Source organism: Arcanobacterium canis (genome assembly GCF_029625435.1).
In the GTDB taxonomy this organism is placed as follows: Bacteria; Actinomycetota; Actinomycetes; order Actinomycetales; family Actinomycetaceae; genus Arcanobacterium; species Arcanobacterium canis.
Map to the genome: position 1 here is coordinate 726,792 of NZ_CP121208.1, position 25,602 is coordinate 752,393.

The following is a 25,602-nucleotide window of genomic DNA, read 5'->3' on the forward strand; positions in this document are numbered from 1 at the left end:
ATAGGACGGCACGAAATGAGTAGAGGAGGCTCACGCCGTGGCGAAAGACGGCACCAATTGTGGCGGACGCCGCGTGAGAGCAGGTGCAAAAGCCTGACCCGTTGAATGAATATTCTGATATGTGTCTGGCGACATACGGAACGGAATGGACAATATGGGGGTGGAGATGGTTGTATTTTCCCTGCTAGTCTGCGCGCACAACAGCTAAGTGAAATTCAATATTATTTACGCACTGAGGATTTTCGAGTGATTAAATTAAGCCGAATTATGTCCGCTTCCGTTTTATCGGGCACTCTGCTATTCAATGGAGTAGCGACAGCTACAGCAGTGGATGAGAAAAAATCAGATGATGTGTACCTAGGATTCGGGATTTTTAGTTCCTCTCAAGAGAAGACTAAGGACTTTCTCAGCAGTCTTGGTGACACTATATTCCTTTTTGCTGCAAAAAGGATAACGGCAATTCAACACTAGACACTACGTACACTCAGATTCCGTCTTCCCAACGTCCTGATCTCACTGATGAAAGAAAACCTAAAGAGGATGGACGCTGGGAAAAAGCCACGTTTAATCCTGAAAGTACCCCTGTAGAAAAATTTTATAATCTCGTTTACTGCTTTGATCTATCGCGGATATTCCCGAGCAGTTTGGTGTGGAAAAAATCTTCTCACACTACCGATAGAATGGCTGCGCTATTTGATCCTGTGAACAGTAATGAAACCTATTCTGCGCCGACAAATAAGTGGACAGAAGATTCTCGAATTGATACGAGTAAGCAAAAGGTTCTATTGAAAACATTGTGGAATGGTTTTCCTAGTGACGCGGGAAATATTCAAAAACTCTCGGGCTCACAAATGAGCAGTTCTATACCGCAACTCAACACGCTATCTGGAAGATTGTGGATCGATATGACTGGTTTTTGGATGGGGGAAGGTATGGCAGTGTCAAAAAGAAATTTGATAAGGCCACTGAAAGTGAGCAAAAAAAGATCTTTGCCGCGTACAAACTCTTGACCGGTGAAAATGCCTCTCAAATTCACGAACTTTCGAGTGAAGCCTCTAAGATCAAAGATCTCAAATTAGTTGAGCCTCGAAATGGCTCTGAGCTTCTCTTTTACAAAAATGCAAGCGAAAGCGCAAAACAACAAAAGCTATTGAGAGCAGTATTCACTGAGGAAGGTAAGCCAGAAAAGCCGGTATTGCCCACTCCTGAAGAGAAGAAGTGTAAGTGTAAAAAGGGTGATCCGGGGCCGGTAGGGCCGCGTGGTCCAGAAGGAGCACCGGGTAAGGATGGTCAGCCCGGACGCAATGGTCATGATGGCAAGCCAGGCAAGACCGGGCCGCAAGGCCCCAAGGGTGATCCGGGGCCGGCAGGACCGCGTGGTCCAGAAGGCGCACCGGGTAAGGATGGTCAGCCCGGACGCAATGGTCAAGACGGAGCACCTGGCCACAATGGCAAGGATGGTAAAGACGGTGTCGGTGTCCTTGACATCAGGATCGATAACCAAGGTAATCTCACGATCACACTCACTGATGGTCGTGAACTCAACCTTGGCAAGATCCTTGGTCCTCGCGGCCCCAAGGGCGACAAAGGCGACAAGGGCGACCCAGGCCAGCCAGGCCCCAAGGGCGACAAAGGCGACAAGGGCGATCCAGGCCAGCCAGGCCCCAAGGGCGACAAAGGCGACAAGGGCGATCCAGGCCAGCCAGGCCCCAAGGGAGATAAAGGCGACAAGGGTGATCCAGGCCAGCCAGGCCCCAAGGGTGACAAGGGTGACCCAGGCCAGCCAGGTCCCAAGGGCGACAAGGGTGATCCAGGTCAGCCGGGGGTTCCTGTGCCTGACACTGATAAGCCGAAGATGAAGATGCCGAATAGTGAAGTTGCACCGAAGGTGACCCCGCATGTGCAAGGTCCGTCTTCTAAGCTGCCGCAGACGGGTGCCACGGTCGGGCTTTTGGCCTTCATCTCTACGCTGATGATCGGCACCGGCCTCCTCGCTCATCGAGCACGCAAAACTCACTCACATCAATAAGGAGCAAGGGACTCGTTGAATTGTTGACTGAACCTTGGTTAACGTAAAACGTGTCCTGCATTTTGGCCTGCAGGGGCCTGGCTTCGAAACACTTGTGAAGTGCTCCCTGAAAGTTGGACGCATTAAATGTGGCTCCTTCTTTCAGGGAGTGCTTCTCTGTTGCCGTTGAGCAAAGAAGGCCCAGTTTAGTGACAACGGTTGGGTGAATTATACGAATGAAACCGTGGTTTCGAAGCCCGGGGCGCTCTTTGATGGTGGAGTATTGCTAAGGTTGGTACTCTAAGATGTAGCCTGATTCGTGATTGATCAGAACACGACGGTTGCCGTGGTGGTGTGTGATCCGGTGAACGACTACTGAACCTTAACGCCCTGGTCAAATTTCTTTGGTATGTTCCAGATCTCTCCATCTCCTCACACAAAACAAAACCTGGGACACTCCAAAACCAGATTTTTTGAAAAAGCAGCTGATAAACTCAACGGCGTAATTTTAATCATTAACTTTGAAACCCGAGATACCATTGGAGTTTTATGAAAAAGCACTTTTCTTTCCCGCTACTCTACACCCTTGTAACGGGCATCCTGTTTGCTTACATTTATCATGTCAAAAATATTAGCTATGGAACTTTCGCCTTTATTCAGGCTTCCTGCTGGGCTTTCGCAATTATTGCTGCTGCAAGTTTCATCTATTGTTATCTGCGCCCAAGTTCCTTACCTGAAGTGTCTCGTCCGGGGTGGAAACTGATTCTGATTCCCCTTGTTCCCTCTGCAATTATTTTTGCATATTGCATATCGTCGAATGCTGCACTGGACTGGCGATTTTTTGCACCCCTGATTTTAGCTATCTCGGTTGGTGTCGGAGAAGAACTTATTTTCCGTAAGGTTGTTCTATCCTCCCTCCTCAAATCAACCTCTCCGAGAAGTGCCATCCTGATCAGCGCAGTGCTATTCTCGCTTTTTCATATTGTTAATATCTTTGGCGGTCAATCTGGCGCGAGTACTGTCAAACAGCTACTTGCAACTTTTGTAGCAGGTTTAGTATACGCTGTGATGTATCTTTATTCGCGCAATATTATGTGGGTGATTGTCGCACATGCGATGTGGGATTATGTTGGTTTCACGCTTACTATCGCGCCAGATCCGACTATTACTCAATTTGTTGCCATCGTGCCACTGCTTGAAATTATTGCAATGTTCGTGATTATTTTCCGGCACCGTGAACTGCTCTCAAATCAGATCGTCAAAAAGTAACCAAAGAAGAACTGAAGGAGTCTAGGTTTCTTCCGTCTGGGAGGGAAGAAAAGCCTGCGGGTCCTCCTTAGCGCGTATTCCGGGTGCGGTCCAACGTGCTAAGGAGGACTAGGATCCACCCGTATCTGCATGGGGAGGGCTGATTTCAGTCCTCCCCGACGGCAGTGGGCAGTTCGCCAACACTCGTGCCATCGCATCTTTTTCTTCAGATGTGACACTCAAACCCCACGCACTTTTAACCTGGATCTGTGTGGTGACATACATGCACTGGAAATCGGAGTTTGCTGGGAGCCAATGAGCGGCGTCGTCGGCAGATTTTTCCTGATTCGCGGGACCATCGACAGCGAGGAGATTTCTCGGTTCGTTAGCGAATTCTTCCCGCCTGTGTGCATCCCATCTCCAAGCTCCCGATTGCCAGGCATTTGCGAGTGCTACGACATGATCGATCTGTACAGCCTCGGATGTCTTTTGTCCTTTGACGAAATTGATAGTTTTTCCTGTGTACGGGTCGAGGAGTTGCCCGCTTGTCACCACACAGCGATGAGTACCTGGCCGGAAAGTGGTATTGCGCAGGTCGCGAGCAAGAATGTCGTTCCGAGTGTCACAGCCGTTGCGATCGACGTCGGCCCAGGTCTGTCCGAAGGCTGAACGTTGGTAACGCGGCACTTTCTCGTGCCCGCGTACGGTCAGGCTCGCAAGCGCACGCACTACTGCGGTGTCAGGCAAAGTAACCACCGGAGGATACGACAGCGGGCCACGCCAGTCACCAGGAGTAATTTTGACGCCCCAACCTGCCTCGATTCGGGCAATATCGGGTCCAAGCCCTGGGATCGTCAACCAGGCCAGAGCGGCAATGCATACTGAAGTCAACCATCGTGAACGTTTCATCAGACTCCTCCTGGCGTGATTTTCCCATGATGCGCGTCGGTAACTCACGCTTTTTCCACAGGTCTAACTTGAGGAACACTACACAAGTCCACATAGCCAACCGTAGGAGGATACGAGAGATGTATCCACAACCCATTTTGTTCCCTCTTGCGCCACTATTCAGCTTGCTGACCTTCCATGACAGCGGTGATTTAGCGTGCATGGAGGTGCAACGTTGGTCAGGGACACGGCAGAAAAGAGCTTGCGACGGACGTAAATGGGGAGATTGGTGTTCCAGCTCTCACTTTTTCGTGAATGTCCGGTAAACTAATAGTGTTAGTTTCCATCTGGGTGTTACTGATTCTCAGGCATGACCAGGACTGAGGTACGTTACTGTGCCCATGTCGCTCAACGAGGAGCTCAAGTGTCCGAAAGTCTTGCTCGCGTGATTCGCGCGTTCAACAACAACGTGGTTCTTGCCCGTGTTGGTGACGCCGAAGTTGTGCTTGCTGGAAAGGGAATCGGATTCGACAAGCACCCAGGGGACGTTATCCCACCGGAAGCGATTCAACGACAGTACGTGGAAGCTAATGCTGAACGCATTCAGACGCTGAAAGCGCTGGCACTGCGACAACCACATCTGGCAAATTCTGTGGCTCAAGCGGTTGATCGAGCCGCCGAGGGGATTGCAGACGTTCATCCTTCGGTGTACGTGATGCTTGTAGATCACCTCGCGTTCGCCATTGAGCGGTACAAAGCCGGGATGTATGTGCCCAACGAACTTCTTGGTGAAATCCAGGCAGGGTTCCCGCTTGAGTTCGCAGCGGCAGAGCGAGTGCTTGCTGATGTATCGAGTGAAATCGGTGTTGATCTCCCCATCGATGAAGCGGGATATATCGCACTGCATCTGTATGCGGCACGCACAGGAGCATCGGTGAAGCGATCCGTCGCCATCGCCAATCTCTTGTCAAAGCTCGTCGGTGCGGTTGTGGCCTACCTCGAGGCTGAGGTTTCACGGCCCGCAATTGCGTCCGAGCTCGCGCGGCTTATTGGCCGCGTGGAGGCGAAACAATTCCGTGACAATGCCGCGGCGGATGCGATCTGTGCCGCATTGCCGAAGGATTACGCCTTCGCACAGCAAATTATCCGAAAGATCCCTGCCACGTCCGTCAATGATGCGGATAGCGGGGAAGCGGCGTTCTTCGCAGTGACCTTACACGGGTGGCGAATGGATGCCGATGCACAACGATAAGGAGTTTTTCCGTGGGAGGAAAGACAATTGCGAGCTTACAGAAGCTCGGTAAGGCGCTCATGGGCGCCGTCGCAGTCATGCCTGTGGCTGCAATTCTCATGGGTATCGGTTACTGGATCGACCCGACCGGTTGGGGTGCAAACAGCGTTGTGGCACTCGTGCTGATCAAGGCTGGTGCTGCAGTACTCGATAATCTCGGATGGATCTTCGCGGTGGCGATTGCGTTTGGTCTCGCCCGTGATCATAACGGGGCAGCAGCGCTCTCTGGCTTCCTCGGATACGGCACCATCAAGCTTTTGCTTATGCCAGGAACCGTTGAGATTCTCAAGGGACTGGATAAGACAAAGGACTGCTCTATTCCCGTGGGTGAAAATGGCTCGGCCGCCGCAGATTTCGTCTTTGATGCTGCGAAAAACTGTAAAGAGGTTTTCGTTTACCCAGAGGATTGGGCAGCTCAAGGTTGGGGCGCGATCAACGATAAGAACGTGCTCATCGGTATCCTCGTCGGCCTTCTCGCTGCGTGGGTATACAACCGCTTCCACCGCACGAAGCTGCCGGATTACTTGGCATTCTTCTCAGGCCGTCGTCTCGTTCCGATTCTGACTTCACTGTTCTCCATCCTCTTGGCTGTTATCCTGTTCTTCGCATGGCCTTTGCTTTACCATGCTCTGTTCTCTTTCGGCCAGTGGATCTCCGGGCTTGGCGCTGTGGGCGCAGGCTTGTACGGCTTTGTTAATCGACTCCTCATTCCAACTGGTCTTCACCACGCTCTGAACTCGATCTTCTGGTTCGATGTGGTGGGTATCAACGATATTGGTAACTTCCTCAACGGCGCCAAGACCATCCAGGACGCTGCTGCTGTGACCACTGCCGATCAGTGCTTCGGTGCTGGCTTCTGGAACGGTTCATCGTGTGAAGTCATTGGCTACATTGGGCGCTACCAGGGCGGCTTCTTCCCCATCATGATGTTTGGCCTGCCGGCTGCGGGTCTGGCTATGTACCTGCGTGCAGATTCGAAGTCCAAGAAGGCGACCGGCGCTCTGATGATGGCTGGCGCTCTGGCATCGTTCTTCACTGGTGTGACTGAGCCAATCGAGTTCTCCTTCATGTTCCTCGCGCCGGCTCTGTACCTCGTACATGCCCTTCTGACCGGTATCTCCGTGGCAATTGCAGCCGCTATGCATTGGACTGCTGGTTTTGGCTTCTCAGCTGGCTTCGTCGATATGCTCCTCTCGGCTCGCAACCCGCTGGCACATCAGTGGTACATGCTATTGGTGATGGGTCTGGTGTTCTTCGCGATTTACTTCGCGGTGTTCTACTTCCTCATCGGAGCATTCGATATGCGTACCCCTGGCCGTCATGAGGATGAGGACGGCAGCGAAAAGTCCACTCTGACCTCGGATTCGGACTTCGCCGATGCAGCCTCCAAGATCATTGCTGGTCTTGGCGGAGCTGAGAACATCAACGAGATCGACTACTGCACCACCCGTCTTCGCACCACCGTGCGCGATCATGCAAAGGTGAACGAAAAGCTGATCAAGTCCACCGGTGTCGCCGGACTGATTCGCCCATCGCAAACAGCAGTCCAGGTCATTGTTGGCCCCCAGGTAGAGTTCATGTATGAAGAGGTTGCCGGACAGCTGGCTTCCTCAAACGTGTCCCTGAAGGGTGAGCAGGAGGTTTAAGTGTTCGGCTTTGGCAAGAAGAAGGAAGAGTTTCACGCTCCATTTGCGGGAACAGTGCTTGCTCTGGATGATGTTCCAGACGAAGCATTTTCCTCGCGTATGCTCGGCGATGGTTTTGCGGTGAGCCCGGATCCATCAGCCAGCGTGGTCGAGGTGATTGCGCCGATCGATGGAACTGTGGTGAAGATTTTCAAGACCCATCATGCGTTCTCGATGCGCACGCCCAGGGGCGTGGACGTCCTTGTTCACATCGGTATGGATACTGTGGAACTGGGAGGAAAAGGTATGGAGGCGTTGGTGGAATCTGGCGCTGAAGTCGTGGCAGGTACCCCGATCATTCGCGTCGATGCGCAATCGGTGCGAGATGCGGGAAAGTCGCTTGTCACTCCGATCGTTTTCACCAAGAAGACACAAGTTGACTCGGTGAAAGTGAACGTTGGTCCCATAGATCCATCCGAAGTAGCCGCTACTGTCACTCTCGTGTAATCGACATGGGTGAGGGGGCCGATTGCCGGCCCCCTCACCCGATTGACCTAATGAAATAAACGGCGCGAAACACCTCGCGTCACTCACACTTGCGGGCCATCCGCATTAATCGAAAGGAACACTCATGGCTGAGCGCGTTGTTACTGTTGGCTCAAAGGTTGGTCTTCACGCCCGTCCGGCAGCAAAGGTTGCTGAGGCTGCCGAAGAAGCCGGCGTAGATATTCTTCTGACCTTTGGCGAAGAAGAAGCAGATGCAGCATCGATTCTGGAGATCATGTCTCTGGGCGCAATGAACGGCGACGAGGTCACCGTCAGCGGCGAAGACGAGGTAGCAGTGAACACCATTGCGGATCTCATCGCGTCGGATCTCGACGGAGAGGAGTGATCCGTGGCCTCGCAGAGCCTGAAGGGCATCGGAGTTTTCGCCGGAAGTGCTGTCGCGTCTGCCGTTGTTGTGGAACGCGTCGATGCCGACGCGGTGAAAGAAGTTGAGTTCGCTGATTCTGGCGCAGCCCGTGAACTTGCGACGGCAGCGCTCGGCGCAGTTGCTGAGCATCTTACGAAGCGTGCAGCGAATGTCGAAGGACATGCGAAGGAGGTTCTGGAGGCTACCGCAGGTCTGGCAACCGACCGAGGCCTCGTCAAGGCAGTCGCGAAGAAGGCTGATGCTGGATCGGGGCCAGTTGAAGCAGTGCGTGCGGCTGTCGCAGACTATTCGGCCAAACTTGAAAAGATCGGCGGCTACATGGCTGAGCGTGTCTCAGACCTTGCCGATATCCGTGATCGCGCTATCGCTGAACTTGCTGGCCTTCCTCAACCAGGGATCCCCGCATTTGACGGCGAAGCAGTGATTGTGGCCGACGATCTTGCTCCTGCTGATACTGCAACGTTGGATCCTCATCGCGTGCTCGCCGTCGTGACTGAAAAAGGCGGACCAACCTCGCACACTGCGATTTTGTGTGCGCAGTTGGGCATCCCAGCAGTTGTGCGCGCAAATGGCGCTGGTGAAATTGCTACTGGAACTACCATTGGAGTCGATGGCGAGCGAGGCATTGTGCTTGTTGACCCATCTGAAGAAGAAGCGGATGCGCTCGTTGAACGCGCTCGGGTGCGTGCCGAAGCTCTCGCCTCCGCCGTCGGCAAGGGTGAAACGTCAGATGGACATCGTGTGCAGCTTCTCGTCAACATTGGTGGAGCTGAGGAAGCAGAGAAAGTTGCGGCAGCTCATACCGCTTCTGACGATCCGATTGAAGGCATCGGCTTGTTCCGTACCGAGTTCCTCTACCTTGATCGCGCAGATGCGCCGAGCGTCGAAGAGCAGACCGATACCTACCGCCGAGTGCTCGCAGCTTTCGCAGGCAAGAAGGTCGTTTTCCGTACGCTTGACGCTGGTTCGGACAAGCCACTGAAGTTCACGGAGAAGATCGACGAAGAAAATCCAGCGCTCGGTGTCCGTGGTATTCGCATGTGCCAGCGCAACGAGCAGCTTCTTCGCGATCAGCTGGAGGCGATCGCAGCTGGCTATCGTGCAGTGGTGGAGTCGGATCTGCCCGGTGTACACGAGACACTTCTGTGGGTCATGGCTCCCATGGTTGCCGACGCTGACGAAGCGGATTGGTTCTTCGATCTGGCTCACGAATACGGGATTGAGAATGCAGGCATCATGATTGAGACGCCGGCCGCTGCGATTCGATCGGGCGTTGTCCTCAAGAACGGAGCATTCGGTTCTCTCGGTACGAACGATCTGACTCAGTACACGATGGCTGCTGACCGCTTGCAGGGCGATCTCGCAGCCCTGAACAGCCCGTGGCAGCCAGCTGTGCTCGACATGATCGCCGCAGCTGTTGACGGAACTGAGAATCCGATTGGTGTGTGCGGTGAAGCCGGTGGCGATCCGCTCCTGGCACTTGTCCTGACCGGCATTGGGGTGAAGTCGTTGTCGATGGCTGCGCCAAAGGTATCGGCTGTTCGTTTCGCACTCTCTCTCCATAGTCATGCTCAATGCGTTGAGTTCGCGCAGATCGCGCGCCAGGCTCGCACAGCACATGCTGCGCGTGAAGCAGTTCTGGCCAAAGTTCATCCAAAGCTTGCCGCTTTGGTTTCTTGATGCACATGTGATCATTACGGGTGGCGAGCTTTGCTCGCCACCCGTTTTCTTTCATCACGTTGGCCTGTGAAGTTGAATCGGCACCACACTCGTCCACCTCATATGTGGCCGTTCTCCGATGTGCGGTCGGAAAAGAATCGAGTCTTAGTCGTCAGCACGACTGTGAAAGAATTCTTACCTACACTCAGAGACGAACAGTGGTTGTGCAGCACGTGTTACGCGCCCACAACATCAGGAAGGATAAGATACACACATGCGTGAATTACAGCGACAAATCATTGATACCCTGCATGTCAGGCCGCAGATTGACCCAGCTGAGGAAGTCCGTACACGTGTGCAATTCCTCGTGGACTATGCACGAAACGCGCATTCCAAAGGCTTTGTCCTGGGAATCTCAGGTGGTGTGGACTCAACTTTGGCCGGACGCCTCGCTCAGATGGCCGTGGAGAAAATGCGCGACGAGGGCGACGATGCGACCTTCGTTGCGGTGCGTTTGCCCTACGGTGTCCAAGCAGACGAGGCCGATGCTGCTGCTGCGATGGAATGGGTCCGTGCAGACCATGAAGTCACGCTGAACATCAAGGCTCCAACCGTGGGGATGGAGGACGCGTACGAGAATGCGATGGAAGTCGAAATTTCTGACTTCAACCGCGGCAATGTGAAAGCTCGTATGCGCATGGTGGCGCAGTATGCGATCGCTGGCGACGCCGGTCTGCTCGTCATTGGCACTGATCACGCCGCTGAGAATGTGACAGCGTTTTTCACCAAGTTTGGTGATGGGGCTGCAGACCTCCTTCCGCTCGCGGGCTTGAACAAGCGCCAAAATCGCGCACTCCTGCAATACCTTCAAGCGCCCCAGTGCCTGTGGGAAAAGGTTCCGACCGCTGATCTCTTAGACGGTCAGCCTCTGCGGACCGATGAAGATGAACTGGGTCTGACTTACGACCAAATCGACGACTATCTCGAAGGCAAAGACATCGATCCTCTTGCAGCACAGAACCTTGAGGAGAAATGGACGCGTGGACAACATAAACGCGCAATGCCTGCTACTCCAGATGATACGTGGTGGCGTTCATAAGCACGCTCAGTTTTGTCCTGTGGCAGTCAGATACGCGAGCACTGCGCGCACGCGTCGATTTTCCTCGCCAGGGGCGAGGCCGAGCTTGGTGAAAATATTGGATACATGCTTTGATACGGCAGCTGCGGAGAGGAAAAGTTCCTCTTGGATCTGAGAATTCGACAGACCGCGTGCCATGAGTACCAGTACTTCTCGCTCACGTGGGGAAAGCTGGGACAAAGCGTTCAATGATCCGCGTATCAGCCCTGCTGCAACTTCAGGGTCAACCACCACTCCACCCGAGGCAACCATTTTCAGCGAAGTCACAAAATCAGCAACTTTTGACACACGCTCTTTGAGTAAATAACCCAAGCCTGCGCAACCGCGATCAGGGGAGGAAAATAACGTCGCTGCATATGCTGGAGCCACGTATTGTGACAGCACCATGATTGCCAGTTGCGGATAACGCTCACGCAACTCAGCTGCGGCGCGCAGACCGTCGTCGGACATCCCCGGTGGCATGCGCACATCTGTGAGAAGAACGTCGATTTTTTCCCCAGCATCCACAAGCGCGCTCACTCGTGACACCGCCGTCGGTGCATCTTGCGCAAAGCCAATGACCTCGAAACCGACACGGCGCAAAATTCCAGCAATTCCTTCGCGGATCAGTGCTGCGTCGTCGGCAATAAAGATTTTCACAGATATCCTCCCTGAAATATTTTAAGAATCCAACGGGCTAATTCCGCTTTCCCCGCGATGCAAGAGCAGAGGAATTGTCGCGCGAACGACCGTCGGGCCGCCCACAGGAGAGGACACATCAAGGGTACCTCCGAAGGCAGCTAAGCGTTCGCGCATCCCATCCAGACCGCGCCCCGGTACCAAGACCGCACCGCCAGGCCCGGTGTCAGCAATCGAAATATGCAGGTCTGCGTCGGCTCCCAGGACGACATTTGCAGATGCGCCCGGGGCGTATTTCGCCACATTCGTCAGTGCTTCGGACACCAAGAAGTAGCCTGTGGCAATCACTCCTTCAGGCATGGCCGGCAGTGAGTGGGGAACACGGACAGCTACCGGGATTTCAGCACGCTCTGCGACATCACGCACCGCCTGCTCTAAGCCGAGATCGGACAGGACCTTCGGATGAATGTTATTCACTGTGGCTCGGATAGCCGCCATGCCGTCGTCGTTCGCGCGTTGAGCGCGGTGGATCAGCTCAGGCAGGTCCGCTAATTCGGGTGGAAGTTCTCCAGCTAACTGCAAAATCAAGTCCGCTTCACCGAGCGCCATGCCCGTTGCGACGATGTATTGCTGAGCACCGTCGTGTAGATCGCGCTCGATACGGCGGCGCTCGATTTCGAAAGCGCCGACGATCGTGCGCCGCGAGGCAGTGATCTGCTCAAGCTCGCGTGCAATATTTCGGCGTTTGCCGAACAACCAGGTGAACATATCTGCAGTTTAACGCTCAAGGTGAGGGAAACGGTGATGAGGTAGAGCTAGCTCTACCTCAAGTGTGGAGCCTGCCTGATGTCACTGACTCAGATGTCAGGCTGTAATAGAACTATGAACACGATGAATCTCCGCGCTCGCGGTTTAACAAAGTTGTACGGCTCCGTCCATGCTTTGGCAGGAGTGGATATTGATATTGCTCATGGAGAGCAGGTTGCCATCATGGGGCCGTCCGGTTCGGGCAAGTCCACGTTGCTCCACGTTCTTTCTGGCATTCTTACTCCCAACGCCGGAACAGTTGAGTTGGGGGCCACTCAGATTTCGAAACTTTCCGATGCGAAGCGTTCCGCGATGCGACGTCGGCAGCTGGGCTTCGTTTTCCAAGATGGTCAGTTGGTTCCCGAACTCACTGCACAGGAGAACGTTGCCTTTCCGCTGATGCTTGAGGGAGCGAATAAATCTCAGGCGATCCACGTCGCTCAAACGTGGCTTGATCGACTGGGGGTGGCTGATCAAGCTCGCAAGCGGCCAGGGGAGATGTCAGGTGGACAAGCTCAACGTGTCGCAATTGCACGTGCATTGGTACACAATCCAGCGATCATTTTTGCCGATGAGCCCACCGGTGCGCTTGACCAGGCAACTGGACATGAAGTGATGCAAATTCTGACCACAACCGCACAGATGAATGGCACCACGTTGATCGTGATTACTCACGATGCGAAGGTTGCCGGGTGGTGCCAGCGTTTGGTCGAAATTCGGGACGGATTGGTTCACTTCGACGGTCCAACCCGACGCCGAACACTTCCAGGAACAAATGAATCCAGGGGGACGTCGGCTGAATTCAGCGAGGGGGAGCTGCGATGAGGACACTCTCGTTGGCGAGTATGCTTGCCAAGGCGCGCCTAGCTACGCGCACAGGCAATGCTTTGCTTGATGTATTTGCTGTGGTGGCCTTTTCTGTGTCGAGCTGGCTCACTCTCACGACACTCGGCGGGGTATGGATGTTTCACTCGAATCAGCAAGCGATCAGCTCGATGTTCGCGACACAGTTTGGCCAGGCCGGACAGTTTCAAGACAACGGCAGAACCTACTTTGCTCTGTCTGTCTTAGCCTTGGCACTTCTGACAATTCCGCTTCTGTCTCTTGGCGCAGCCGCCGCACGCCTCGGCGCGAATGGTCGTGAACGCCGTCTTGCTTCGTTACGTCTTGTCGGAATGAGCGCGCGACAGGTTGTTGGAATGTCGATTATCGAAAGCCTCATTCACGCCTCACTAGGCTTCCTCATCGGGATGGCAATCTATGTTGCATCGTTACCGGCGTGGACGGCATTGTCCTTCGCAATGGTTCAGATCACGGTGGCGAAGATGATGCTCCCGTGGTGGGGAATACTCGCCACCTTCGGATTGATCAGCGCAATTTCGATCATATCGACGATGGCGGGCTTGGCGAAGGTGTCAATCTCTCCGCTCGGTGTTGCTCGACGTGTCACACCCGGTGCCGTCCGCATGTGGCGCATGGGAACGTTCGCTATCGCCCTCGTCGTCGTTCTCTACTTCTCCGGGAATCGAGATCATGGACAAGACATGGAATTCACTCAGATCATGACGTTCGCCGCCTTGCTAGGAATTCTCTTTGGTGCGGTTGCTCTGGTGGGTCCACTGTTCATCCAGATCACGATGCGTCCTTTACTTGGTATAGGAAAACCTGCGTGGTTGCTTGGCATACGCCGTGTAGTGAGCGATGCGCGTGGAGCGTGGCGCAACATTAGCTCCGTTGCTTTGATGGGGCTTGTTGCATCACTGACTCTCACGCTCGTGTCTTTCAATATCGAGCGAGTTAGCGGGAGCGTTGAAACCGGATCAATGGTCAAGCAGATTGCTTCCGATATTTCTCAAGGCGTCGTGATTGCATTTGCATTCGCCGTGATTTTGGGAGCGATTTCGACGTTGATCCATCAAGCCTCCGATATCTTCGATCGTGCTGACGAAGCTCGATCCCTGGTGCAAATCGGCACTCCGCTCCGCGTCCTCATCCGAGCCCGCATCATTCAAGTGATGGCTCCCATGACTCCACTGATGACAATACTTGTTGCCATTGGATTTCTACCGGCACTCTCATCAGGGACCACTTTCAAATCAGGGAATATGTCGATGTTATTGGTCATGGTGGGAATCGGCATTGTTCTGACACTTGTCTCGGTACTCGTCATGATTCCGATCCAACACCAGCTGGTGCGCGATCACGTGCGCAAGAACGATTAACGAGTTGCACGAGTAGAATCAGGGGCGCGAATTGCCCAGGTGAAGGGATGGTGGCAGAGGAACGTCTCTACCCCCATCCCTCAGTGCCGCTAGGATAAGTCTGAGGGGAGGGACAGTGAGGCTCGACTATTCAACAATGGCACGCCATGATGCTGAGCGCCTTGCGGCTGAAGGATCATTAGTCAAAATTTATCTCTATCCGCGTCGTTTCGGCGGAACGGAAGAAGAGAGCGATACGCGCTTCCTCACTCCTGAAGCCGCACGTATCAAAGCGAAGTTTGACGACGCCGTCGCCACACGTTTCGACGATGGGCGGATCACTGGGTATATGGTTCGCGCCTACGACGTCGGTGACTCACCAGTACCACACATGATCAAGCTCATTGCCACCTCTCGCGGAGTACCGGTCTTTATCCAAGAAGTTATCGTTTGGGAACACAACCCGCCTCGACAGTGAAATATAGTGAATATAAAAGTGGTGTTTATTTGTGGAAACAAAACAAACATCGTTGCCTTTGCACAATCAGCTGCACTGTCAGGGGTTGCCGCATCAACATGCTGGCTTACCGGCAGGCAAACGTCACTGCATCAACTTCTAGCAAAATCGCGTTTCCTGGAAAGATGTGCTTTGTTCTCACACCCCAGTGTGACAAGACTTGTCCGGGTACTTCCACACCGTCGTCTCTCCACCATACTGGCCCGGGACGGCCATCGACGTCCGAGTCGTTATAGCGCGCTGCGCCACCCAGCGGACGGACACGATATATGAGCTCGGGGCGTAATCCGGGAAGCGTAACAGGTGCAATGGGGTAATTTTCGGATGTTGTGAGCTGTGTGATGCAGAAGATGGCATGTTGACGATCCTGGCTCACGATGCCATCGACGCTCACTGAAGCGTCGGCACTATCGCCATGAACAGCGCACATCGGCGGCTCCACCAGACTACGGTGCAGCCCAGTCCACTCACGTGCCAGCACGCGTTCAAAATCGCTCAAGGTCGAAATATCCATTTCGAAGCCAAAGCCGTAGCAGAAGGCGACGGCGGCGCGAGTTGTCAGCGTAGTTGAACGGCGGGTTTGATGCGAAGGAGAGGCAGCAACGTGTGCGCTGATCATCTCCGGAGGAATTAACAGCGATGTATAACGCTGGATCGTCGTGCGCTCGACGGGGTCGGTACAATCCGATGCCCACACCGAGCTAGCGAGCGACATGATGGCAAGATCAATTCGCCCGCCGCCACTGGAACAGTTTTCAATGACCAAGCGTGAGTGGGTCTGACGCAGATCGTGCATGAGCCGATAGAAGGCCAGAGTTTGTTCATGCACAGCAGGGCGACCAGTGAAAGGGGAGATCGCTTCGGTGATGAAGCGATTGTGATCCCACTTGATGTAGTCAATGCCAAGCTGTGTGATCAGTGCCGACATGCGGCCGAAGAGGTATTCGTACGCTTGAGGGTTGGCCAGATCGATGACGTATTCATGTCTGCCCGGAAGCGGAAGTCGATCCGATTTCGGGCGAATGATCCATTCGGGATGTTCACGCGCGGCATTGGAATTAAGAGAAATCATCTCAGGCTCAAACCACAACCCAAACTCCATACCGAGGTCATGAACGCACTGTGAAATCTCTTCTAAACCGTGTGGCCAACTCTCGCTATCGACATACCAGTCGCCGAGAGCAGCAAAATCATTCTGCCGTCCAATAAACCAACCGTCATCGACGACGAAACGTTCGATTCCCGTCGCGGCTGCGGTACGGGCTAAGTCAAGGAGGGTGTGTGGACGTTGGTTGAAATATACAGCTTCCCAGGTATTGAGGGTTACTGGCCGACGCAATGCTGGGCCATGAACTCCTCGGAGGTAGGTATGGAAACGATGCGCGAGTTCATTGAGTCCCTCACCGAAGGATCCATAGACCTTTGGGGTGGTGTAGCTTTGTCCGTTCTCAAGCACGATCTCACCTGGATAGAGCAATTCGCTTCCTCCGATGAGCCCAGACGAATACGCAGTGCGTGCAGCGAAGTGCTCCACGTTTCCGCTCCATCCCACATGTGTGGCGTAAACAGTGCCGTGCGTAAAACCGAATCCGGGGGTTCCGGCGATTGTGAGATATCCTGAGTCAAAATTTGGCCGACCCATCCATGATTGTTGCGCGTGGAATCCCTGGGTGAACGGATGGCGAATCGGAGATCGCTCGCGCAGATGGTGTCCACTAAAGGTCATGAGTTCACTGGCGCAGGATGGAACGGGGAAGGCGAGGCGCACTTGTTCAACGTGCGTTGGAACATCGCAGGTGTTGGTGATGGTGGCTTGTTGCCAGGCAAGACCGCCGGGTTCAAGGGCGATGGTGAACGTCAATTCCAACCCGTCGGCGTCGGCAGTGAACGTCAAACGAGAGTGCTCAGCGTGTGACGACCTCACCGAGAACTGTGGAAAGAGTGCGACTCCGTTCCTGCTGACAGAAATAAATGGCACCCCACTCCATCCTTCGGCTTGATGGGGGAGCACTGACGGAACTTCTGGACAGTCAATGCCCGCGTTAATGAGTTGCGGTGTTTGGGTTGGCAAGAGGTAGGGGTGATCGCAGTGAATGTCCTCGCCCCAATAGGTGATCGCAGGCAGCGACTGCGTCGGTGACAGAACAAGTGCGATATGTCGTTGCGATAACCCAATCGGATGTGGTGCGTGTGGGGTGCGCAGGGTGACGTCGTTGTCCATCGTGGCCATGATCTACTCCAGTGGAACGTTGAAGCGCTCGTTTTCGACTGAGCGTTCATTTGTGCTGACTACCAGCCTATCACTGGGCAGTTTTTCCTTGTGGCGCGCGCAGAACATGAGGCAGGTGTGAATCGAATGCCTCTTGGACTTCTGCGACGATGGCAGCCATTGCTTGCGACGCGCGAGCGGGCTGCGCCTGGGCAATGGCCTGGGCGACTTCGAGGTGAAGCTGCATCGCGTGCGGCTCAGGATGAGGGGGCATTAACGCGGCGTTTGTGCGCCAAGACAGAACTGTATCGATGACAGATGAGAGTGAACAAAACATTTCATTTCCGCTCGCTCGGAGAATCGCTGTGTGGAAAGCAATATCTGCCTCGAGGAATTCCTGTCCCGACGTCGTTGCTCCGAGTTGCGTGAGATTGTCAGCGAGGATGAGAAGGTTTTCGCGTTCTTCGCGGCTTGCGTACTGTGCTGCCAGGTGTGCGGCTTTGGGTTCGATTGCTTGGCGAAGGTCATTCAACGACCTCATTTGCCGGTCAGACTCGGAGCCTGCCAGGCGCCACCGAATGACGTCAGGGTCAAGAACATTCCACTGGGAACGCGGCTGGACGAGGAGACCGTGACGACGTTTGGGGATGATTAATCCGCAGGACTCGAGGTGCCGTTGTGCTTCACGAGCGACGGTCCGCGAGCAGGAAAATTTTTCCTCGATTTGGGCCAGTGTGATCACGGCACCGGTGGGAATGTCGCCGCTGGTGATCTGTGGGCCAATAACGTCAATGATTTCTGTGAAACGTGATGCTGGTTGATGCACAGTGTCATGGTACCAGTGAGTGAAAGGTAATCCTTTTGCTTCTCAAAGGTATGACCTTTGGGGTAGGGTGGGAGCAACGGCCCAGAGATGTGCCGGGGCAAATAACAATTCCGAGAAGCAATGACGCTGAGTGAATACGCTTTTCGCCCGATATGAACTGGAGAGACAATGATCCCCTTCCTACGTGAACAACAACAGTGGCAGCAGACCATGTCCGCTGGGCCTTTGCTCGGTATCGCACTTGCGGCTGTCATGATCATTTTGGTGGCGGTAATTTACTTCCGCCTGCACGCCTTCTTAACCCTCACCGTCGTCAGCATTCTCACTGCGGTGGCCACAGGAATCCCCTCAGGGCAACTCCTGCCCACGTTGCTTTCAGGCTTTTCTTCTACACTCGGTTCCGTGGCGCTACTCGTTGGTATCGGTGCGATGCTCGGAAAGCTCGTTGAGGTATCCGGAGGAGCCAAGGTTCTCGCTGACGGAATGGTCAACACCTTCGGGCAAGATCGTGCGCCGCTCGCCCTCGGGGTTGCCTCGCTCTTTATGGGATTTCCGATTTTCTTCGACGCTGGATTTATCGTCATGTTGCCAGTCATCCTTGCGGTGGCTGCTCGCCTCAACGGTTCGGTTATTTTGTATGCATTGCCTGCAGCGGCAGCTTTCTCCGTGATGCATGTTTTCGTGCCGCCGCACCCAGGTCCTGTCGGTGCGGGTGCCATTGTGCAAGCAAATATGGGTCTCGTGTTGATCATCGGTCTGATCGTGGCGATTCCGACTTTCTACCTCTCGGGTGTTGTTTGGGGGAAAATTGCGGCAAAGCGCTACCACGTCACGATGCCTCAACTTTTCTCGCCGGTCAAAGATGAGGCCCTCCCTCAAAAGCTTCCGTCGATGGGTCTGGTGATTTTCACATTGATCCTTCCGGCACTCTTGATCTTCGTTAATACAGGTCTTAATACGCTGGTGCAAACGGGGGTCATCGAGTCGGTAGAAACTGATGCTACGACACACGCCCGCGTTGCTTCCTCTGGTGTGATCAACGCGCTGATGCAGCTCGGACAAACGCCGATTGCTCTGCTCATTGCCACTGTGGTTGCCATGGTTATCCTCGGGCGTTACATCAATGCAGACAAAACTGGTATCGAAAAGATTATGGATTCGGCTCTTGGCCCGGTGTGTTCGGTGATTCTGGTGACCGGCGCCGGTGGAATGTTTGGTGGAGTCTTGCGCGCCTCGGGGATTGGTACAGCTCTCGCTGATGCCATGCGGGATCTGGGGATTCCAGTCATTTTGGGTGCCTACTTGGTGGCGGTCGCCTTGCGCTTGGCCCAAGGATCAGCCACAGTCGCGCTTATCACGTCAGTGTCGTTGATGGCTCCAGCCGTTGCAGCTGCTGATCTGTCGTCCGTCGGAGTTGCATGTATTGTCCTTGCTGCGTCCGCTGGTTCTGTTTTTGCCTCTCACGTCAACGATTCTGGTTTCTGGCTGGTTGGTCGCTTGCTCGAAATGGACGTCAAGACGACGTTGGCAACGTGGACGGTCCAACAAACCCTCGAATCTGTCCTCGGCTTTGCTTTCGTCGCATTGATCTACGTTGTCTTGTGAGATTTCCAGGGAAAGGAGAAGACCAATGAACGACGTCGTGCATGTAGTCATCATGGGAGTCTCAGGCTCCGGGAAGACTACTGTGGCAGGAATTGTTGCCGACAGGCTTGGCTGGGAACTCGCTGAAGCCGACGATTTCCACCCTCAGGCCAATATCGACAAAATGGCCTCGGGTCACCCACTTGATGACGATGATCGATGGCCGTGGCTCAAGGCCATAACGCAGTGGATGCGTGAGGAAGGTTCACGCTCGAGGTCAACTGTGGTGACGTGTTCTGCTCTCAAGCGCAGTTACCGTGATGTTTTACGGCAGGCGGGTTCTCGCGTCGTGTTTTTCCATCTCGATGGGGATCACGAACTTCTGGAGAACAGGCTCGCTGCCCGCACAGACCATTTCATGCCAGCATCACTCATTCAATCTCAATTTTCTACCCTCGAACCACTTGAGGCAGACGAAGAAGGTGAGGTTATCGACGTCACCAATACTCCGTCAGCGATCGCGACGACAATTGAAAAGCGTATTGGGGCAATTGTCGGCAACGTTGCGTTTTCGCCAAAGAAACATCCAACGTCAACAAATCCTCAGGCAAACGTTGGTGTCTATGGACTCGGTGTCATGGGAGGCGCGATCGCACGTAATTTCGCATCGAAGGGATATTCGGTGGCAGTGACGAACGTTGTGCCTGACGTTGCCACAGAATTTGCCTCGGCATACAGCGCTGACGGTGCCATCATTGCCGCAGAAGATATTGGTGAATTTGTCGGTCTGATTGAGCATCCTCGCATCATCTGTCTCATGGTTACTGCTGGGCCCGCAGTTGACTCAGTCATTAGCCAATTGAGTGAATACCTCGATCCTGGAGACGTCATCGTCGATATGGGTAACTCACACTTTTCCGATACCCGACGCCGGGAGGCTCAACTACGCCAGATGGGCCTCGACTTCGTTGGCTGCGGCACGTCCGGTGGGTTCGAAGGCGCCTTGCACGGACCTGCGCTGATGCTCGGAGGTTCACGCGCGGCACTCGAACGAGTCGCCCCCATTCTGTCAACGATCGCTGCTGTTGCCGACGACGGACGCCGTTGTGCGACGTTAGTTGGTCCAGATGGATCGGGCCATTTGGTCAAAACATTGCATAACGGTATTGAGTATGCCGAACTTGAATTGATCGCAGAAGCCTATGATTTGTTGCGTTCAAGTGGCCTGACCCCGCATGAGATCTCTGAAGTAATGGCACAGTGGAAAACCACAGAATTGTCTTCGTATCTGATTGACATTACGACTCAGATACTGGCAACTGATGACGAACATGGGGTGCCGTTAGTCAATCGTGTGTGTGACCGTGCAGGTCACAAGGGGACAGGTGCGTGGTCAAGCCAGATCGCTGTGGAGTTGGGCGTCGATGCGAGCATACTCGTGATGTCACTCATGACACGTTTTGCCAGTGTGAGCGAACTGCGACACATCAGACAAAATAACGTGGTCGCCAATAAAACTTTGGATGTCACACGCGTTGCGCACGCACTATACCTGGCAAAAATCATTGCCTATTCACAAGGCCTTGAGGTGATTTCCGCAGCATCATCCCAGTACAACTGGAATATTGACCTCGGTGATGTTGTTCTGGGCTGGCGTGCAGGATGCATTATCCGCGGTCGTATCCTGGACGATATATCGCGGGCATTGAGGTCATCTCATGGTGGCTCGCATGAAATATTGTCTGATGCGGTTTTTGCACAAAAAATTGAGTCTGACATTGGCGAGCTGCGCGAAGTCGTGTGTTTTGCAGTAACGAATGGCGTGCCAGTTCCGGGATTGAGCGCTGCTTTGGCGTATCTCGACACGTTGGCACGGCCTCAGCTTCCGACAGCGTTGATCCAATTGCAGCGAGACTATTTTGGCTCGCATGGATTTGAGTTCATCGATGAACCCGGCACTGTGGCACACGGGCCGTGGAACCTGATGAGGTGACTGGTCAGACGCCTGCGACACATCAGCAACAACGTCCGCTGATGTGTCGCAAGCGTTATTCAGCAGATAAGCACGCAGACGACGGCGACTGTTGCGACTGAGAGGAGAAGCGCATCCTCGTCTCACACTGTGGAACAGTTGGCGGCGAGTATTGCATCCATCGGGAACCCGTTTTAGGATGATCCACAACATAAGCATGATAGAGGCGCAACCAACATCAGTAGCTTCCATTCACACCCGGTTGAGGTGGGAAGCGAAAGGGGAGGTTGCCGAGGGGCTGAGATGCTCAACCGGCACTCAGTACCCGGGCTGCAAGGGAATACCTTGTGGACTGTCGCGAAAGCGGAGAGCTGTCATGATTCCATACGTGAGCGTTTTCGCACATGCATGAGGTCATGTACAGGCATGGCCTCATTTTTGTCAGATGCGGCCAGCTTATGTTGACCACCAATGGACAACGTATGGAAGGACATCCGACAATGCGGATTCACAAGATTCTTGGCACGGTAGCACTTGCGCTGACAATGGCTGCGTGCTCAACAGGAACCACTCAATTACCTACCGACGCTGGAGCACCCCCGTCAAGAACCGCTGGCACAGGAAGCGGAATAGACGACGGCGTTTTCACAGTTGCCATGGAGGCAGCATATGCCCCCTACAACTGGGCACAGCCTACGGATGCAAACGGCGCGGTTCCAATCAAGGGGTCGAATCTTTTTGCAAACGGTTATGACGTGATGACTGCCAAGCACATTGCGCAGGCCAATGGCTGGAAACTCGAAATTGTGCAATTGGATTGGGACTCGTTGATTCCAGCTGTTCAATCAGGCACAGTTGACGCAGTGATTGCTGGTCAGTCAATGACCGCTGAGCGTGAACGAGAAGTCGATTTTGCTGGCCCATATCAAGTCGCCAATATGGTGGTGTTAACCAAGAAGAATTCACCATTCGCCACAGCTCAGGGAATTTCTGATCTCGCTGGCGCCAAAGCGACATCGCAGTCGGGAACCGTCTGGTATGACTCACTCATTCCGCAAATCGCGAATGTCCAACGTCTTCCTGCTGCGGAATCGGCACCCGCAATGCTCGTTGCGCTCGAAACTGGGCAAATCGATATCGTGCCGTGCGACAAGCCCACAGCCCAGGGCGCGCTGCGTGCGTACCCGGACCTGAAAATTTTGGATTTCACGGGAACCAAGGACAACTTCACCGTGTCAGACGAGGACGTCAACATCGGTATTTCAGTGCGCAAGGGCAATACCGTGCTCAAGGATGCAATCAATGGCGCATTGAAGGGCCAAACCCAACAAGACTTCGATACGCGGATGAACCAGGCCACGCAAATCGCTCCGCTTGAAAACCACGGGTGAGCGCGATGACACTGTGGAACGACATCCTTTTTCTTCTTGACCAATATGGATGGATTTACCTGGCAGGCATGGCCAATACGTTGATCCTCGCCACGGTGGCTACTCTTATTGGATGCCTGATCGGCTTCGCCTGCGGCATCCTGACCACCATTCCGCATCCGCCGTCGGCGCCAGTAACGAAGCGAGTTGTTCTCTGGTTCGCACGCGTTGGCGTGCGCATCTACGTGGAAGTTTTTCGTGGCACACCGATGATTCTCCAGGCTATCTTTATCTTTTACGGGTTGCCATACTTCACAAATAACGCCCTGCAGTTTTCAAATATTTGGACAGTGTCGATTCTCGTCGTCTCAATCAATACGGGGGCGTATATCGCTGAGTCAGTTCGTGGGGGCATCCTTTCCGTTGCCCCTGGACAAAGTGAAGCCGCACGTGCAATTGGAATGAACCATGTCCAGACGATGATGTACGTGGTGCTACCGCAAGCCCTGAGAAATCTTCTTCCGCAAATCGGCAATAACTTGATTATCAACATCAAGGACACATCGGTGATGTTCATCATCGGATTCTCTGAGTTTTTCTCCGTCCACAAGATGGTATCGGGCGCGATTTTCAAGTATTTCCCGTCCGCGACAATCGAAATGATCGGATACCTGACCGTCACATTGGCAGCCTCGGCCCTGTTGCGCTGGTTCGAGCGCCGACTCGACGGTGACGACTCCTATGACTTGGTGAGCGCTGACCCGTTGGTGATGGCAGCGGGCACCTACACCTATCGAAACAGCTCCACCCCAAGCGCACAACACCGCTATCGAGAGGAACGACCATGAATGAGCCGATTCTTGAAATCTCTGACCTGTCGAAAAGCTTCGGGCGGCACCAGGTTCTTCGCTCAGTCAACCTGGACATTCACCCCAGTGATGTCACCACTATTATCGGTGCCTCTGGAAGCGGCAAATCAACGTTACTTCGATGCATCAATTTGCTCGAAGAACCCAGTGGAGGTCAGATTCGCTTTCACGGGACAGACGTTACCTCCCTGCAGGCACACCTCTACCGTACAAAAGTCGGTATGGTCTTCCAGTCCTTCAATCTCTTTGACAACCTGACGTTGATCGACAACTGCATCATCGGCCAGGTTAAAGTTCTCGGCAGGAGTAAAGAGGAAGCCCGCGAACGTGCGCTCCACTACCTCGATCGCGTCGGAATGTCTCCCTATATCAACGCCAAGCCACGGCAGATCTCCGGCGGACAAAAACAACGCGTTGCAATCTCACGAGCGCTCGCGATGGATCCCGAGGTTTTACTCTTTGACGAACCAACGTCGGCGCTGGATCCTGAAATGGTGGGTGAGGTGATCGACGTGATGCGGTCACTTGCGCAGGACGGAATGACCATGGTGGTGGTCACGCACGAAATGGCGTTTGCTCGTGACGTCTCAACCAAGGTTGTGTTTATGGCCGACGGCGCTGTGGTGGAAACCGGAACTCCGTCAGAGATTTTTGATTTGCCCTGCGAGGAGAAAACTCGACAATTCGTTCGCCGTCTGCGTTAACGATCTCCTGTTAGTCTCAAGCGCTCTCCTCGTCAGTTCTGTCACTGTCGGTAGGGGAGCGCTTGAGCTTTGCCAAGACGCGCTAGACGGGAATAAAATGCCCACTGGTACAAGGAGGTATCAATGACGAACGCAATTGACAATGATTTTGTCTGGATCCAGTCCGGCCCCTACCGAGCAGCAATCGACCCATATGGCGCTGGGCTTGCTGCGGCGCAATATGATGGAATCGATTTTGTGAACACGTATGTATCGTCCCGGCCACACTGTTCGGGGATGCTCTTGGCCCCGTGGCCTAACCGCGTCGGCGACGCGCGCTACTACCACGATGGCGAAATTTTTGAGCTCGCGATCAGTGAGCCCGAACGCGGCAATGCGAATCACGGCTTTGTGGGGTTTGAACATTGGGAGGTGAATCGCCCCAAGGAGGATGAGTGTACGTTACGTTTATCGATGCCTGCCCAGAAAGGTTACCCCTGGCCTTTCGAATATGCGATCACCTGGTCTGTTTCGGCAAGCGGGGGTGTGAGCGCGAATTTCTCTGCAACGAATCTTTCCGACGCGACCGCTCCGTTTGGTTTCGGCTTCCACCCGTATCTCCTTGCCCCAGGATCAGTCGCGGACCAATCGATTCTTCAGCTTCCGGTGCGTCAGATGCTCCCGGCTGGATCCGGTGCGTAACTTGCCTGCGGGGCCGCTTGTCGCTGTCGAGGACGTGCGCACCGACGTCGGCACGCTCGCCGACATTGCCGACGGAGTGGGTTTGAACGGTCTGTGGTTGGACAACTGCTTCACCGATGTCGTCAGTGACAACGGGAAGGTGAGTGCTCACGTCGTCGGTCTCGATGGGCGGCGTACGCAAGTGTGGGCAGGCGAGTGGTGCCGGTGGCTGCAAGTCTTTACCGCTGGTGCTGGACGAGCGGAGCCGTACCCAGGATATGGCCGGGCGGTGGCGATTGAACCAATGAGTTGCCCGCCAAACGCGTTCCGCACGGGGATTGACTGTGAATATCTTGGTGGGGGAGAGACACGCGAGTACCAATTTGGTTGCAAGATTCTTGCAAACTAAAACGGTTTTTGCAGAATAGTTTTTCGCATTGCTCGCGGGCGTCAGCGGTGTGTAATCTTTCGGTG

General features: G+C 54.1%; 24 protein-coding genes, 1 pseudogene and 1 riboswitch. Of the genes and pseudogenes, 20 read left to right on the forward strand and 5 right to left on the reverse strand.

The features are described from left to right. Positions 1 to 37: 37 nt before the first annotated feature. From P7079_RS08485 to P7079_RS03250, 4 genes and pseudogenes are all read left to right on the forward strand, one after another. Positions 38 to 110, forward strand: a pseudogene (locus P7079_RS08485) (terminase); the annotation flags it as partial. Between the two features lie 570 nt (positions 111 to 680). Next, positions 681 to 1,010, forward strand: coding sequence for a hypothetical protein (locus P7079_RS03240; protein ID WP_278013396.1), 330 nt, complete (start codon positions 681 to 683; stop codon positions 1,008 to 1,010). Then, a complete protein-coding gene (locus tag P7079_RS03245; RefSeq protein WP_465251487.1) occupies positions 896 to 2,029 on the forward strand; it encodes an LPXTG cell wall anchor domain-containing protein in 1,134 nt (377 codons plus the stop codon). Before P7079_RS03240 ends, P7079_RS03245 begins: the two co-directional genes overlap by 115 nt. Before the next feature lie 528 nt (positions 2,030 to 2,557). Then, positions 2,558 to 3,277, forward strand: a complete 720-nt coding sequence (locus tag P7079_RS03250; RefSeq protein ID WP_278013398.1) for a CPBP family intramembrane glutamic endopeptidase — start codon at positions 2,558 to 2,560, stop codon at positions 3,275 to 3,277. Between the two features lie 108 nt (positions 3,278 to 3,385). Here P7079_RS03250 and P7079_RS03255 read toward each other — a convergent pair whose 3' ends face one another. After that, entirely contained in the window at positions 3,386 to 4,165 is a 780-nt protein-coding gene (locus tag P7079_RS03255; protein ID WP_278013399.1) for an HNH endonuclease family protein, read from the reverse strand. A gap of 403 nt (positions 4,166 to 4,568) precedes the next feature. Between P7079_RS03255 and P7079_RS03260 the strand changes: the two genes are divergently transcribed. The 6 genes from P7079_RS03260 to nadE all read left to right on the forward strand — a co-directional run bounded on the left by P7079_RS03260 (position 4,569) and on the right by nadE (position 10,752). Continuing rightward, positions 4,569 to 5,396, forward strand: coding sequence for a PRD domain-containing protein (locus tag P7079_RS03260; protein ID WP_278013400.1), 828 nt, complete (start codon positions 4,569 to 4,571; stop codon positions 5,394 to 5,396). Between the two features lie 11 nt (positions 5,397 to 5,407). Then, entirely contained in the window at positions 5,408 to 7,081 is a 1,674-nt protein-coding gene (gene nagE, locus P7079_RS03265; protein ID WP_278013401.1) for an N-acetylglucosamine-specific PTS transporter subunit IIBC, read from the forward strand. Then, positions 7,082 to 7,567, forward strand: coding sequence for a PTS sugar transporter subunit IIA (locus P7079_RS03270; RefSeq protein WP_278013402.1), 486 nt, complete (start codon positions 7,082 to 7,084; stop codon positions 7,565 to 7,567). 124 nt (positions 7,568 to 7,691) lie between these two features. After that, on the forward strand, positions 7,692 to 7,952 hold the full coding sequence (locus tag P7079_RS03275) for an HPr family phosphocarrier protein (protein ID WP_278013403.1): 261 nt from the start codon (positions 7,692 to 7,694) through the stop codon (positions 7,950 to 7,952). Between the two features lie 3 nt (positions 7,953 to 7,955). Then, positions 7,956 to 9,674, forward strand: coding sequence for a phosphoenolpyruvate--protein phosphotransferase (locus P7079_RS03280; protein ID WP_278013404.1), 1,719 nt, complete (start codon positions 7,956 to 7,958; stop codon positions 9,672 to 9,674). A gap of 253 nt (positions 9,675 to 9,927) precedes the next feature. Continuing rightward, a complete protein-coding gene (gene nadE, locus P7079_RS03285; RefSeq protein WP_278013405.1) occupies positions 9,928 to 10,752 on the forward strand; it encodes an NAD(+) synthase in 825 nt (274 codons plus the stop codon). Positions 10,753 to 10,758: 6 nt separating this feature from the next. On the opposite strand, the gene P7079_RS03290 is transcribed toward nadE, so the two are convergent. Beyond that, entirely contained in the window at positions 10,759 to 11,430 is a 672-nt protein-coding gene (locus P7079_RS03290) for a response regulator transcription factor (protein ID WP_278013406.1), read from the reverse strand. 21 nt (positions 11,431 to 11,451) lie between these two features. Further along, the gene (locus P7079_RS03295) at positions 11,452 to 12,177 is read right to left on the reverse strand and encodes a sensor histidine kinase (protein WP_278013407.1); all 726 of its coding nucleotides are present in this window, start codon (positions 12,175 to 12,177) and stop codon (positions 11,452 to 11,454) included. Between the two features lie 114 nt (positions 12,178 to 12,291). Here P7079_RS03295 and P7079_RS03300 point away from each other — a divergent pair, with 114 nt between their 5' ends. The 3 genes from P7079_RS03300 to P7079_RS03310 all read left to right on the forward strand — a co-directional run bounded on the left by P7079_RS03300 (position 12,292) and on the right by P7079_RS03310 (position 14,895). Further along, on the forward strand, positions 12,292 to 13,041 hold the full coding sequence (locus P7079_RS03300; RefSeq protein WP_278013408.1) for an ABC transporter ATP-binding protein: 750 nt from the start codon (positions 12,292 to 12,294) through the stop codon (positions 13,039 to 13,041). Next, entirely contained in the window at positions 13,038 to 14,438 is a 1,401-nt protein-coding gene (locus P7079_RS03305; protein WP_278013409.1) for an FtsX-like permease family protein, read from the forward strand. The genes P7079_RS03300 and P7079_RS03305 overlap by 4 nt, the downstream gene beginning before the upstream one ends. A 136-nt stretch (positions 14,439 to 14,574) precedes the next feature. Next, positions 14,575 to 14,895, forward strand: a complete 321-nt coding sequence (locus P7079_RS03310; RefSeq protein ID WP_278013410.1) for a hypothetical protein — start codon at positions 14,575 to 14,577, stop codon at positions 14,893 to 14,895. 106 nt (positions 14,896 to 15,001) lie between these two features. Here the strand turns inward: P7079_RS03310 and P7079_RS03315 are convergent, their stop codons facing one another. Both P7079_RS03315 and P7079_RS03320 read right to left on the reverse strand, forming a co-directional pair. Further along, entirely contained in the window at positions 15,002 to 17,164 is a 2,163-nt protein-coding gene (locus P7079_RS03315) for an alpha-galactosidase (RefSeq protein WP_278013411.1), read from the reverse strand. 70 nt (positions 17,165 to 17,234) lie between these two features. Next, positions 17,235 to 17,969: a FadR/GntR family transcriptional regulator gene (locus P7079_RS03320; protein WP_278013412.1), complete on the reverse strand. Its 735-nt coding sequence runs from the start codon at positions 17,967 to 17,969 to the stop codon at positions 17,235 to 17,237. A gap of 168 nt (positions 17,970 to 18,137) precedes the next feature. On the opposite strand from P7079_RS03320, the gene P7079_RS03325 reads away from it, so the two are divergent. The 7 genes from P7079_RS03325 (at position 18,138) to P7079_RS03355 (ending at position 25,537) form a co-directional block, all read left to right on the forward strand. Further along, positions 18,138 to 19,574, forward strand: a complete 1,437-nt coding sequence (locus P7079_RS03325; protein WP_278013413.1) for a GntP family permease — start codon at positions 18,138 to 18,140, stop codon at positions 19,572 to 19,574. A 25-nt stretch (positions 19,575 to 19,599) separates the two neighbouring features. Further along, positions 19,600 to 21,546 carry an NADP-dependent phosphogluconate dehydrogenase gene (gene gndA / locus P7079_RS03330; RefSeq protein ID WP_278013414.1) on the forward strand — a complete coding sequence of 649 codons (1,947 nt, stop codon included), beginning with the start codon at positions 19,600 to 19,602 and terminating at the stop codon, positions 21,544 to 21,546. A gap of 192 nt (positions 21,547 to 21,738) precedes the next feature. Further along, positions 21,739 to 21,907, forward strand: a riboswitch (Lysine riboswitch). 118 nt (positions 21,908 to 22,025) lie between these two features. Continuing rightward, a complete protein-coding gene (locus P7079_RS03335) occupies positions 22,026 to 22,916 on the forward strand; it encodes a transporter substrate-binding domain-containing protein (protein WP_278013415.1) in 891 nt (296 codons plus the stop codon). A 5-nt stretch (positions 22,917 to 22,921) separates the two neighbouring features. After that, positions 22,922 to 23,743: an amino acid ABC transporter permease gene (locus P7079_RS03340; RefSeq protein ID WP_278013597.1), complete on the forward strand. Its 822-nt coding sequence runs from the start codon at positions 22,922 to 22,924 to the stop codon at positions 23,741 to 23,743. After that, the gene (locus P7079_RS03345; protein ID WP_278013416.1) at positions 23,740 to 24,468 is read left to right on the forward strand and encodes an amino acid ABC transporter ATP-binding protein; all 729 of its coding nucleotides are present in this window, start codon (positions 23,740 to 23,742) and stop codon (positions 24,466 to 24,468) included. The genes P7079_RS03340 and P7079_RS03345 overlap by 4 nt, the downstream gene beginning before the upstream one ends. A 123-nt stretch (positions 24,469 to 24,591) precedes the next feature. Further along, a complete protein-coding gene (locus tag P7079_RS03350) occupies positions 24,592 to 25,149 on the forward strand; it encodes an aldose epimerase family protein (protein ID WP_278013417.1) in 558 nt (185 codons plus the stop codon). Continuing rightward, positions 25,142 to 25,537 (forward strand): aldose epimerase family protein, encoded by a 396-nt coding sequence (locus tag P7079_RS03355; protein WP_278013418.1) that lies wholly within the window; start codon positions 25,142 to 25,144, stop codon positions 25,535 to 25,537. The genes P7079_RS03350 and P7079_RS03355 overlap by 8 nt, the downstream gene beginning before the upstream one ends. Positions 25,538 to 25,602: the final 65 nt, after the last annotated feature.

What these genes read in the sequence shown, in the direction of transcription:
- P7079_RS03240 (WP_278013396.1), top strand. Translation starts at nt 681, where the DNA reads ATGGCTGCGCTATTTGATCCTGTGAACAGTAATGAAACCTATTCTGCG.
- P7079_RS03250 (WP_278013398.1), top strand. Translation starts at nt 2,558, where the DNA reads ATGAAAAAGCACTTTTCTTTCCCGCTACTCTACACCCTTGTAACGGGC.
- P7079_RS03255 (WP_278013399.1), bottom strand. Translation starts at nt 4,165, where the DNA reads ATGAAACGTTCACGATGGTTGACTTCAGTATGCATTGCCGCTCTGGCC.
- P7079_RS03275 (WP_278013403.1), top strand. Translation starts at nt 7,692, where the DNA reads ATGGCTGAGCGCGTTGTTACTGTTGGCTCAAAGGTTGGTCTTCACGCC.
- nadE (WP_278013405.1), top strand. Translation starts at nt 9,928, where the DNA reads ATGCGTGAATTACAGCGACAAATCATTGATACCCTGCATGTCAGGCCG.
- P7079_RS03295 (WP_278013407.1), bottom strand. Translation starts at nt 12,177, where the DNA reads ATGTTCACCTGGTTGTTCGGCAAACGCCGAAATATTGCACGCGAGCTT.
- P7079_RS03300 (WP_278013408.1), top strand. Translation starts at nt 12,292, where the DNA reads ATGAACACGATGAATCTCCGCGCTCGCGGTTTAACAAAGTTGTACGGC.
- P7079_RS03305 (WP_278013409.1), top strand. Translation starts at nt 13,038, where the DNA reads ATGAGGACACTCTCGTTGGCGAGTATGCTTGCCAAGGCGCGCCTAGCT.
- P7079_RS03310 (WP_278013410.1), top strand. Translation starts at nt 14,575, where the DNA reads ATGGCACGCCATGATGCTGAGCGCCTTGCGGCTGAAGGATCATTAGTC.
- P7079_RS03315 (WP_278013411.1), bottom strand. Translation starts at nt 17,164, where the DNA reads ATGGCCACGATGGACAACGACGTCACCCTGCGCACCCCACACGCACCA.
- P7079_RS03325 (WP_278013413.1), top strand. Translation starts at nt 18,138, where the DNA reads ATGATCCCCTTCCTACGTGAACAACAACAGTGGCAGCAGACCATGTCC.
- gndA (WP_278013414.1), top strand. Translation starts at nt 19,600, where the DNA reads ATGAACGACGTCGTGCATGTAGTCATCATGGGAGTCTCAGGCTCCGGG.
- P7079_RS03335 (WP_278013415.1), top strand. Translation starts at nt 22,026, where the DNA reads ATGCGGATTCACAAGATTCTTGGCACGGTAGCACTTGCGCTGACAATG.
- P7079_RS03340 (WP_278013597.1), top strand. Translation starts at nt 22,922, where the DNA reads ATGACACTGTGGAACGACATCCTTTTTCTTCTTGACCAATATGGATGG.
- P7079_RS03345 (WP_278013416.1), top strand. Translation starts at nt 23,740, where the DNA reads ATGAATGAGCCGATTCTTGAAATCTCTGACCTGTCGAAAAGCTTCGGG.
- P7079_RS03350 (WP_278013417.1), top strand. Translation starts at nt 24,592, where the DNA reads ATGACGAACGCAATTGACAATGATTTTGTCTGGATCCAGTCCGGCCCC.